Annotated in this window: 11 protein-coding genes; 4 read left to right on the forward strand and 7 right to left on the reverse strand. The window is 61.3% G+C overall.

Annotated features, from left to right (window positions below):
• Window positions 1–58: 58 nt before the first annotated feature.
• Window positions 59–1414: a tryptophan--tRNA ligase gene (locus tag BLX41_RS10265; protein WP_123724782.1), complete on the reverse strand. Its 1356-nt coding sequence runs from the start codon at window positions 1412–1414 to the stop codon at window positions 59–61.
• Between the two features lie 24 nt (window positions 1415–1438).
• Window positions 1439–2068, reverse strand: a complete 630-nt coding sequence (locus tag BLX41_RS10270; RefSeq protein WP_123724783.1) for an alpha/beta hydrolase — start codon at window positions 2066–2068, stop codon at window positions 1439–1441.
• Between the two features lie 144 nt (window positions 2069–2212).
• Between BLX41_RS10270 and BLX41_RS10275 the strand changes: the two genes are divergently transcribed.
• Window positions 2213–2647 (forward strand): Z-ring associated ZapG family protein, encoded by a 435-nt coding sequence (locus tag BLX41_RS10275; RefSeq protein WP_123724784.1) that lies wholly within the window; start codon window positions 2213–2215, stop codon window positions 2645–2647.
• Between the two features lie 77 nt (window positions 2648–2724).
• Here the strand turns inward: BLX41_RS10275 and BLX41_RS10280 are convergent, their stop codons facing one another.
• The 4 genes from BLX41_RS10280 to BLX41_RS10295 all read right to left on the reverse strand — a co-directional run bounded on the left by BLX41_RS10280 (window position 2725) and on the right by BLX41_RS10295 (window position 5206).
• Window positions 2725–3471, reverse strand: a complete 747-nt coding sequence (locus BLX41_RS10280; protein WP_123724785.1) for a YiaD family glycine zipper/OmpA-like lipoprotein — start codon at window positions 3469–3471, stop codon at window positions 2725–2727.
• Window positions 3472–3582: 111 nt separating this feature from the next.
• A complete protein-coding gene (locus BLX41_RS10285; protein WP_123724786.1) occupies window positions 3583–4227 on the reverse strand; it encodes an MBL fold metallo-hydrolase in 645 nt (214 codons plus the stop codon).
• A 58-nt stretch (window positions 4228–4285) separates the two neighbouring features.
• A complete protein-coding gene (locus BLX41_RS10290) occupies window positions 4286–4786 on the reverse strand; it encodes a methylated-DNA--[protein]-cysteine S-methyltransferase (protein WP_123724787.1) in 501 nt (166 codons plus the stop codon).
• 165 nt (window positions 4787–4951) lie between these two features.
• Entirely contained in the window at window positions 4952–5206 is a 255-nt protein-coding gene (locus tag BLX41_RS10295; RefSeq protein ID WP_123724788.1) for a hypothetical protein, read from the reverse strand.
• Window positions 5207–5509: 303 nt separating this feature from the next.
• Here BLX41_RS10295 and BLX41_RS10300 point away from each other — a divergent pair, with 303 nt between their 5' ends.
• The 3 genes from BLX41_RS10300 (at window position 5510) to BLX41_RS10310 (ending at window position 8662) form a co-directional block, all read left to right on the forward strand.
• The gene (locus tag BLX41_RS10300; protein ID WP_123724789.1) at window positions 5510–6184 is read left to right on the forward strand and encodes a response regulator transcription factor; all 675 of its coding nucleotides are present in this window, start codon (window positions 5510–5512) and stop codon (window positions 6182–6184) included.
• Window positions 6177–7568, forward strand: coding sequence for a sensor histidine kinase (locus tag BLX41_RS10305; RefSeq protein ID WP_123724790.1), 1392 nt, complete (start codon window positions 6177–6179; stop codon window positions 7566–7568). Before BLX41_RS10300 ends, BLX41_RS10305 begins: the two co-directional genes overlap by 8 nt.
• A gap of 191 nt (window positions 7569–7759) precedes the next feature.
• Window positions 7760–8662, forward strand: coding sequence for a LysR family transcriptional regulator (locus BLX41_RS10310; RefSeq protein WP_102860294.1), 903 nt, complete (start codon window positions 7760–7762; stop codon window positions 8660–8662).
• A 90-nt stretch (window positions 8663–8752) separates the two neighbouring features.
• On the opposite strand, the gene BLX41_RS34990 is transcribed toward BLX41_RS10310, so the two are convergent.
• Window positions 8753–10452: LuxR C-terminal-related transcriptional regulator (locus tag BLX41_RS34990; RefSeq protein ID WP_259744653.1), on the reverse strand; the 1700-nt coding region annotated here is incomplete at its 5' end.

Genomic DNA, 10452 nt, shown 5'->3' on the forward strand with positions numbered 1-10452 from the left:
GTCACTTTAGCGACGGCCCTGGGGAATGGCAATCAGCCCTTGGTCGGGAAGATTCCGATTAGTCCTGCGCTGGGGTCAGCGCAATCCGCAGTGTATCTATGGCTGCGTCACGCGCGGCAGCGTCAGCAAAGGCCGGGCTATCAGCCACGCAGGCGCCATCCAGCCAAACACTGAAACTGCCGGCTTCGCTACGCAGATCCAGCTCCTGCCCCGATTGCAGCTGTTTGGTCACAGCGCCGGCCGCCTTGCCGTCGGCGAAGTTGCGCGAAAGCAGCAACTGCTCACCATCGGCGGACAGCAAGCGGAAACGGAAGCTACCATCGTCTTCACGGAAGCTGATGAAGCGCGCGGCCTTGGCGGTCTTTTTCTTGGTCGTGGCGGCAACCTGCACCTGGCTGGCGAAGGAGCGCAGGCCCACGGCCTCACGCAGCTCGGCAAGGAACGGCGTGGCCACGGCCCGAGCTTTAGCTGCACCGGCACGCAGAATGTCTTCCAGGTCCGCAGGCCGCGCAATCAACTGGTGGTAACGTTCGCGGGCTTCGCCCAGCTCGCCATCCAGCAACTGGAACAGGCGGTTCTTGGCTTCGCCCCAGCCCAGCCCCTGCAACAACTCAGTTCGGAACTCGGCGGCCTGCGCCGGGGTAGAAAATGCCTGGAACAGAGTGAACAGATGGGAGTTGTCCGGATCCTTGGCCTCACCAGGCGCCTTGGAGTCGGTGACGATCCGCGAAATCGCGTCCTTCATGTCCTTGGCACTGGTGAACAGCGGGATGGTGTTGTCGTAGCTCTTGGACATCTTGCGGCCATCCAGGCCAGGCAGGGTGGCGACACTTTCCTCGATCAGCGCCTCGGGCATGGTGAAGAACTCCTTGCCCTGGCCGAACAGATGGTTGAAACGCTGACCGATGTCCCGGGCCATTTCCACGTGCTGGATCTGATCACGGCCCACCGGCACCTTGTGCGCGTTGAACATCAGGATGTCCGCAGCCATCAATACCGGGTAGCTGTAGAGCCCCATGGTGATGCCGGCGTCCGGGTCTTCCCCGGTCTCGAGGTTCTTGTCCACCGAAGCCTTATAGGCATGGGCGCGATTGAGCAGGCCCTTGGCAGCTACGCAGGTCAGCAGCCAGGTCAGTTCCGGAATCTCCGGAATGTCCGACTGACGATAGAAAGTCACACGCTGCACATCCAGGCCACCCGCCAGCCAGGTAGCTGCGATTTCCTGGCGCGAACGCTGAATGCGCAACGGGTCATCGCACTTGATCAGCGCGTGATAGTCGGCCAGGAAGTAGAAGGAGTCGGCATTGCTGTCGCGACTGGCAAGGATCGCCGGGCGAATCGCGCCAGCGTAGTTGCCCAGGTGCGGGGTGCCGGTGGTGGTGATGCCGGTGAGGATACGTGTTCGAGTAGTCATGGGTAATCGCTTATCAGACTGCTATCAATTCGAGAGTCGCGGCAGCACCAGATCCTTGAGATCAGTGAGCTTGCCATGAAAAAAGTGCCCGCATTCTGCCACTTTCAGCAGCTCATGGGGGCGAACAAGGGCGTCGGACCAGTCATAGACCGCTTGAGGGTCAATGACTTCATCGGTTTCCGGCTGGATCAGGGTCAGCGGGCAGTTTTCCGGCAGCAGGTCGGTATCCCGTAGACGGGTCACCGCCGCCGCCACCATGAACAGGTGCTTGAGCTGCACGCCCTGGGCCTCCAGGCGCCCGCCAAGGCTGGCGGCGACAAAACCGCCGAAGGAGAACCCCAGCAGGGTCAATGGAAGTTCCGGATGCTTGGCCTGCAACCACTGAGCGGCAGCCTGGGCGTCATCGACTTCGCCAGTGCCCATGTCATGACTGCCGTCACTGGCACCCACGCCCCGATAGTTGAAGCGCAAGGTGATCAGCCCGGCATCCCGCGCGGTACGCTGCAAGGTGGACACCACCTTGTTGAGCATGGTGCCGCCCTGCACCGGGTTGGGGTGGCAGATCAGTGCCACGCCGCGAGGATCGGGCACCTCCAGATACAGGGCTTCCAGTTGGCCCACCGGGCCGGCAATCACTACAGGGGTTTCACGCATTAGCAAGGAAGGAACTCCGTGACCTCGAAGGGGGTCGACTCGTCTAGCAAATGGTCTGTGCCAATCTATTGCGAGTGAATCGCGGTATACAGCGCAGGTTCGAGCCGTTAACGTAAAGCAAAGCCGTTTATAGAGGAAGGACTCGTGGAACACTCGCTCTTAGTTTGGTTGTTGCCGACTCTTGCCCTGGTCGCGGGTGTCGCCATTGGATTCCTGGTTGCTCGCCTGCTGCCCAATGCCGCGCCTAACCGCACGCAGCGTCAGTTGGACGATATTCAGGAACGTTTCGACAATTATCAGAATGAAGTGGTCACCCATTTCAACAGCACTGCCACCCTGGTGAAAAAGCTCACCCAGAGCTATCAGGAAGTGCAGGACCATCTCGCCGAGGGTGCCAACCGCCTGGCCCTGGACGAGCTGACCCGGCAACGCCTGCTGGCCGCACTGCACTCGGAGTCGGCACAAGCTCCGCGCGAGCGTCTGACTCCACCGCGTGATCAGGAGCCTCCACGGGACTACGCGCCGAAGACGCCGAACGCTCCGGGCATGCTCGACGAGCAATACGGCCTGAAGAAGTAATCCGCTTCAGTCATTAAAAAGCCCGCCCGATTTGCATCGGGCGGGCTTTTTTGTACTTGGGATTCCAGTCGACTCAATCAGTACTGCTGACCTTGCTGCTGGTAGGGCTGCTGGTATTGCTGACCAGGCTGCTGATACTGCTGGCCCGGAATTGCCTTGAGGTTGACCTCTACACGACGGTTCTGTGCACGGCCGTTGACGTCGGCGTTGCTGGCAATCGGATTGTCCGGACCAGCACCGCGAGCGGACAGGTTGGCACTGCTCACACCCTGGGAAGTCAGGTAGGTCGCCACGCTCTGGGCACGACGCTGGGACAGGTCCATGTTGTGCTGACGGCTGCCGGTGCTGTCGGTGTAGCCGACGATCTCGATCTGGTTCTGGTTGAACTCGCGCAAGGAGTTGGCCAGGTTGTTCAACGGTTGGTAGAAGCTTGGGGCGATGTTCGCCGAGTCGGTGGCGAACGTGATATTGCCCGGCATGATCAGCTTGATCTGATCACCCTGACGCTGCACTTCAACCCCGGTATTGGCCATGCTGGCGCGCAGTTTCTTCTCCTGCTGGTCGGCGTAGTAACCGTAACCGGCGGCGGACGCACCCACTACGGCGGCACCGATCAACGCGCCCTTGCCACGGTTGTTGTGGTCAATGGCAGCACCGGCCAATGCACCAGCCAGGGCACCCAGGCCACCGTATTTTGCAGTTTTGCTCATGCCCGACGAGCCGCCGTCGGCCTGCCCCTGGTTGTCATAGGGGTTAGGCGAAGCGCAGCCGGACAACAAGGCCACAGCAGTAGCGACAATAATCAAACGACGCGAGGTGAACATGGAAAGCTCCTACATTTTGCATTCTGTGGTGCAGCGGACGTTGGCAACAGACCTTTGCTGGCGTTGGAACACACAGCGCGGCAAAAATTCCGTCAGCGACCTGGCAAAAAGTCAGGCTCTCACAAACGGGTTCTGGCGCATCTCATCGCCCAATCGAGTGTCTGGGCCGTGCCCGGCAACCACCGTGGCGTCTTCATCGAGGGTATACAGACGCTGCTTGATCGAACGCACCAGGGTGGCCTGATCACCACCCCACAAGTCCGTGCGCCCGACCCCACGCTTGAACAGCGTGTCGCCGGCAATCAGAAGCTTAGCCTCAGAAAACCAAAAGCTCATGGAACCTGGGGTATGCCCGGGAGTGTGCAAGGCCACGCCGCAACCGCAGGCCAGCTCCTCATCGTCATCCAGCCAGCGGTCCGGGGACGGGACCGGAGTGTAGGGCACGCCGAACATGCTGCATTGCATCTCAAGGTTGTCCCACAGGAACTGGTCGTCCTTGTGCAGATGCAAGGTGGCTCCGGTCCTTTCCTTCATCTGCCCGGAGGCGAGAAAATGATCCAGGTGCGCATGGGTGTGAATGATACTCACCACCTTCAACCCCAGGGCATCGAGGCGGGCCATGATCGAATCGGGATTGCCTCCCGGGTCGACAACTATGGCTTTCCTGGTCAGCGGGTCGCCAATGATGGTGCAGTTGCACTGCAAAGGGCCGACGGGGAAAGTTTCACGGATAAGACTGGGTTTGGCGGCGTCCATGTAAGGGTTCCAGAAAAAACGATGACGCATTCTGGCACAGCTCGTCGCCGGCACTCACTCAGAACGCCAGTTGCAGCGTCTCCTCTCCCTCCAGCGCCAGCAGGAATTGCTTGGCTTCAAGCCCCCCGGCAAACCCGGTCAGGCTCCCCGATGCACCGATCACTCGATGACAGGGGGCAACAATCGAGATCGGGTTCCGGCCATTGGCTGCACCCACGGCCCGCACCGCCTTGGGGCTGCCGATCTGCCGGGCAATCTGGCTGTAGCTGCGGGTTTCACCGAAAGGAATGGTCAGCAACGCCTGCCAGACCTTGCACTGAAACTCGGTACCGGCGAAATCCAGTTCAAGCTCGAAGCGTTCGCGACTGCCGGCAAAGTATTCCTGGAGCTGCCGCTCGGCCTCCAGCAGCAGGGGATGATCAACCGCCTCCTGCAACGGCCCGAGACGTACTCGGTTCTGCCGTTCGTGCTCCCAGAGAATTGCCGCCAGCTTCGTCCCTCTGGCCACCAGGGTCAGCTGGCCAACGGGGGACGCCATCAGTTTGAATACGCAGGACATCTCAGGTCTCCTTCAATCCGCCAGTGGAGCCGGGCCCGGAACCCAGGGGTTCATGGCTTTCCTCTCCGTACACCGACACTGTAAAGCGAGATTCAAGCGCAAGAACCACGTTTCTTGCGCTTGAATTCGACGGCGAATCATTCTGAGTGCCGAGCGGACCCGAAGCTAATCGTCCTCATCCACCAGGAAACAGCTGTCACTGCTACTGCGCTGGCCATAGGGGTCGACAATGAAGGCCCCGCGCCCCTGGCCGCATTCGAGCAGGCGCACCGGAGAGAGTTCGCGCTGCCGGTCGATCTGCGCATTGAAGCGCATGATGTAGACCCCCAGAGAGATCGATACACAGAAAATCAGCACCAGACACAACACCAACTGATCGGTGTAGCTGGCACCGGCCTTATCAGCATGCACTGATGACATGATCGAATCCTACCCACCCGCCGCTGTGGCCAATCAGTAACCAGCTCAAGGGACCGCCCCCTCCCAGGCGCCCCCAAGGTGCCTGGGAAGGCAGGACGCAGACCATCAGGACGAGAAGAATCAGGACCAGAAGGATTCCTTTGACCACCGAAGTCAGGTTCATGGCGATGCCACGCTCTGCAATTTAAGAAGAGCCCCAGCTTAGAGATGGCCGGGTTAACGCCGGGTAAACATCGGCAGAAACCCGCCCGACTCCGTTATCCTTCGGCTCATTGAGCGCCAAGGGTCCAAGGGGACGTTTCCGTGCATATTCAACTGCTGCTGGTCGAGGACAACCTCGACCTGGCCAACACTGTCATCGAGTACCTGGAAATCAGCGGGATCGTCTGCGATCACGCCAGCAACGGCCAGACCGGCCTTAACCTGGCTCTAAACCAGCACTACGACGTTATCCTGCTGGACATCATGCTGCCGCGACTGGACGGCCAGCAGCTGTGCCAACAGTTGCGCCTGCAAGGCAGCCAGACGCCGATCCTGATGCTTACCTCGCTGGATGCACTTTCCGACAAACTCGCCAGCTTCGCCGCCGGGGCCGACGACTATCTGGTCAAGCCCTTTGAAATGGCGGAGCTGGTGGCCCGTATCCGCGCCCTGAGCATGCGCCGCAGCGGCCAGGCAAGCCGCCTGCAAGTGGCCGATCTGGTGATGGAGCTGTCTACCCGCAAGGTCAGCCGCGCCGGCCAGGAGCTACATCTGTCACCCATTTGCTGGACCCTGCTGGAGTGCCTGATGCGTGCCAGTCCGGAACCGGTGACCCGGGAACGCCTGGAAACAACGATCTGGGGCGACGAGCCACCGGACAGCAACACCCTCAAGGTGCACATGCACCGGTTGCGCAAGACCGTGGACAAGTCCTTCGGCCAGCCGCTGATCCACACCCTCCCCGGTATTGGCATCCAACTGAGGTCACATGCGTAACGGTCTGGGTTTGAAATGGGTGATCAGCGGCAGCTTCCTGCTGCTGATTGCCGTGGTGTTGCTGATCTACAGCCTGCTGCTCCCGGAATACAGTGTCCGCGGCCTGCTCTATACCGCCAGCGCGATGATGGAGGAGGAAGCCCAGTACTTCGCCAGGCATTACAAGAAAGATCCGAACACCCCTCCACCGCACAACTACTTCTACACCAGCGTCATCGGCAAAGAGGCGCTGCCAGAGAAAATTCGGCTGATGCTGGACACCCCACCCAGCCTGTCCTTCGGCGCAGTGCAAGTGTTTGGCGACCTGGACTCCGAGGATGAGGATGAAGGGCGGGCGATCCTGGCCCAGCCCCTGGCTGACGGCAAGACTCTGTACATGTACGACGTCGACCACGATCAGGAAGAAGGCGGCGAAGTCGAAACGCCATTGTCCGATGCCTATCTGGATCATGAACTGCGAGGCGTCATCTTCATCAGCCTCGCGGTATTTATCCCGGCGCTGATCATCATTGCCCTGCTGGTCTGGTGGCTGGTTCGTCCACTGGGGCGACTGGCCCAGTGGTCCACGACCCTGAAGGATGCAGAGTCCAGCCAACGGCCGAATTTCAGTTTCAAGGAGTTCAATATGCTGGCCGACGCCCTGGCCCAAAGCGTGCAACAAGTCCAGGCCGCAAGCCTGCGCGAAGGTCGCCTGCTGCGCTATACCAGCCATGAACTGCGCACGCCGCTGGCGGTGCTCAAGGCCAATATCGAATTGCTGACCCTGCAATCCGGCGGCGTCCTGCCCCCGCCCCTGCAACGTATCGAGCGCTCGGTGCTGAACATGCAGCGCATTGCCGAAACCCTGCTGTGGATGAGCCGCGAACTGCCCGAGCCCTTGCCGGAGGAAGCCATCGACCTGAGCGGCCTGGTCAATGAACTGATCGAGGAACACCGCTACCTGATCGGCTCACGGGATATCGAGCTGATCCTCGACATCAGTTGCGAACCCTGCCGCCTGCCCCTGACCGCCTGCCGCATCGTGGTCGGCAACTTCCTGCGCAATGCCTTGCAATACGCCGATGAAGGCAGTGTCGAGATCAGCTTCGAGTACCCGCAACTGCGTATCGTCAACCGCATCCGGGAAGCCAAGCAGTTGGAACCCTCCAGTGACTTCGGTTATGGCCTGGGCCTGGAGCTGATGTGCCAGCTATGCGCACGGCTGGGCTGGCATATCGAAGTGCTCGACGAGCAGCAGCACTTTACTGTCACCCTGAATTTCGAAGCTGCGCCCCCCCCTCAAGCCGTTGTCTGTTCCCGAGAACCCGCCCGACGCCAACGGATAAACCTCGCGCTCCTGGCCCAGGACCAGGAAGGCGAGGAAATATGTCTTCGCAAACGATGAAAAAACTGCCTAGACCTCGTCCTCTCCAACAGAGCTTATGGGTATTGTTGAGGAACAAAAAATCATGCCGGGGGCGGGTCGGTGCATAACTTGCCTGCACAGAACGCAGTGCGATTTGCGTAACGCAATCAAGCGCCGGGTTACTACGACCCATCCCCTCCCCCGTGCCCGGGCAAAGAACGAGGTTCGCTGTGGCCGCCTACAATCTGCGTCAACTCAAGTACTTCATCACCACCGTCGAATGCGGCAGTGTCGCTGAAGCGTCACGCAAGCTGTACATCGCCCAGCCATCGATCTCCACCGCCATCAAGGGCCTGGAGGACAGCTTCGGCGTACAGTTGCTGATCCGCCATCACGCCCTGGGCGTATCCCTGACCCCAAGTGGTGCACGCTTCTACCGCAAGGCTCAGGAACTGCTGCGCATGGCCAAGGAGTTCGAGCAGAACGCCCTGGCGGACAACGACGTGGTGGCCGGACAGATCGACATCGGCTGCTTTGAAACCGTGGCTCCGCTGTACCTGCCGCAACTGATCGCCGGCTTCAGTGCCCTGTATCCAGGAGTGGAAATCCGCATCCGCGATGGCGAACAGCAGGAACTGGTACAGGGCTTGACCGGCGGTGCGTTCGACTTGGTGATCCTGTACGAGCACGAACTGGACGGCACCATCGAAACCGAACCACTGATGCCACCGCAACGGCCCTATGCGTTGCTTCCCGCCGACCACCGCTACGCCCAGCAGGCCCAGGTTTCACTGCGTGACCTGAGCCTGGAGCCAATGATCCTGCTGGATGTGCAACCGAGCCGGACCTACTTCGTCAGCCTGTTCGAGGAACTGGGATTGACGCCACAGATCGCCTTCAGCTCGCCCTCCATCGAGATGGTGCGGGGCATGGTGGGCCAGGGCTTCGGCTTTTCGATTCTGGTAACCCGCCCCCACTCCCAGTGCTCCTACGACGGCAAGCCGGTGGTGTGCGTGGATATTGTCGAGGACGTGACAGGCTCCGGGCTGGTGGCGGCCTGGCTCAAGCGTGGCCAGTTGACCAAGCCGGCGCGCCTGTTCGCCGATTACTGCAAACAGCACCTGGCCCGATAATTCCGGGCCCGGCGCTATATCACGGCGCAGCTGCAACTGATCGGCCGACAACGACGCGGCCGCTACAAGCCCTGGCCGGCAGAGTGGCGCCTACCCCAGCAACCCCAACTCCTGGGCCCGCGCCACAGCCTGTGTACGTCGTTCCACCCCCAGCTTGCTGTTGATATGGCTGGCGTGGGTTTTCACCGTATGCAGCGAGATGAACAAGCGCTCGCTGATTTCCTGATTGGAACAACCCTGGGCAATCAATTGCAGCACCGACAGCTCCCGGGAACTCAACGATTCACTGTGAGCCGCCACCTCGGGAAGCTCACGGGGGGGGGCAGGCAAGCGCTCCAACAGGGCCTGGGTCAAGGCGGTCGACACGCAGTGCTGCAGTTGCTCGCGCATCCAGCAGGGGTGACTGCGGATCAAACTCTGGAAAGGTTGCACAGCGCCCCCCACGGCCGCTTCCAGGGCCTGGGCAAAGTCCTGTCGTGCCTCTGGGCCGCGCCCGGACGCCAGTAACAGCAGAGTTTTCTGGGTCAGGGCCATAACGCTCAACAACTGCCGACCGCTTTGCTGGCCATGTTCCACCAATCGGCTCAAGCGCTGTTCGGCCCGGGCGGAGTCGCCCTTGATGGTTTCCAACTGAGCCTGCTGCAATTCAATGTGCAAGGGCAGCTGCGGATGGAACTCCGGCGGCGCCGCTGCCTGTTCCCCGGTGTAGGTCTGGCCCAGGCGTGCCAGCCAGGCCTCGGCCAGATCGGTGCGCCCCTGGGCCAGCCAGAGTTCGCACTTCACCAGGGTAATCATCGCCAGATAGTAGATCGGCGGCACGTCCCAGATATGCATCAGGCGTTCGGCCTCGGCCAGCTCGGCGAAGGCCCGGGAAAACTCGCCCCGCAGGCCCTCCTGCTTGGCGATCACGCAATGAGCGATCAGCACGCTGATATCGCGACAGGCCCGGGCCTCCACCAACCCGGCCTGCAAACGCACCAGGCCGGCCTCGGGCTGGGCACGCAGGGTCAGCAGATAACCGTCATACAGGGTCAGCCGGGCCCGCACTGCGTACAGTCTCTGGGCCGACAGACCCTGCAGGCGCCGCAATCCCTGATGCACCTCTTCCAGTGCCCGCAACACTTCGCCCCGGGCTTGCAGAACCCGCGCCCGATCATAGTGGGCCAGGGCCTCGAACAACGGATTGCCGACCCGCTGCGCCAGCTCCAGAGACTCGCGATTGAGGCTGCGGGCGCGCCATAGATCGGCGTCGGTAATTGCCAGGTTGGACAAGGTCGACAGGCACATCAGGCGTTGCCCATACCGCTTGTGCGGCAGGCTTTCCAGGGCTTCGCTGCAGTAGGCCAGGGTCCGTTCCCGTTGGCCCCGCCCGCGAGCGATGATCCCGCTCAAGGCCAGCCATTGAGCCAGCATCGACTTCTGCGCTGTGGCCGAAGGCGCCGGCAGGAAACGACTCAGGTGATCCGCCAGTTCCTCTGCCGCATCCAGCTGGCAGGCCAGGCCCAGGGCCCAGCTGTAGAGCACGATCAGCCGCGGTGTGCTGATCAGCAGGCTGTCGGGCAGGTCCATCTTCCAGCGCAGCAGCATGCCGACATTCTGCTCGGCCAGCAGTTGCTCCTCCGACAAGTTCTGCACCAGGTTGGCCGCCACATCCAGATGCCCGGCACGCAGGGCCTGTTCCACGGCTTCGTCCAACAGACCCTGGGCGTTGAACCAGCGACAGGCCCGCAAGTGCAGACTGGCGGCCGGCACCAGGGTATTGGCCGTGGGCCGGGTGCGCAGCAGATCGG

The organism is Pseudomonas protegens, assembly GCF_003732485.1.
GTDB classification, from domain to species: Bacteria; Pseudomonadota; Gammaproteobacteria; order Pseudomonadales; family Pseudomonadaceae; genus Aquipseudomonas; species Aquipseudomonas protegens_B.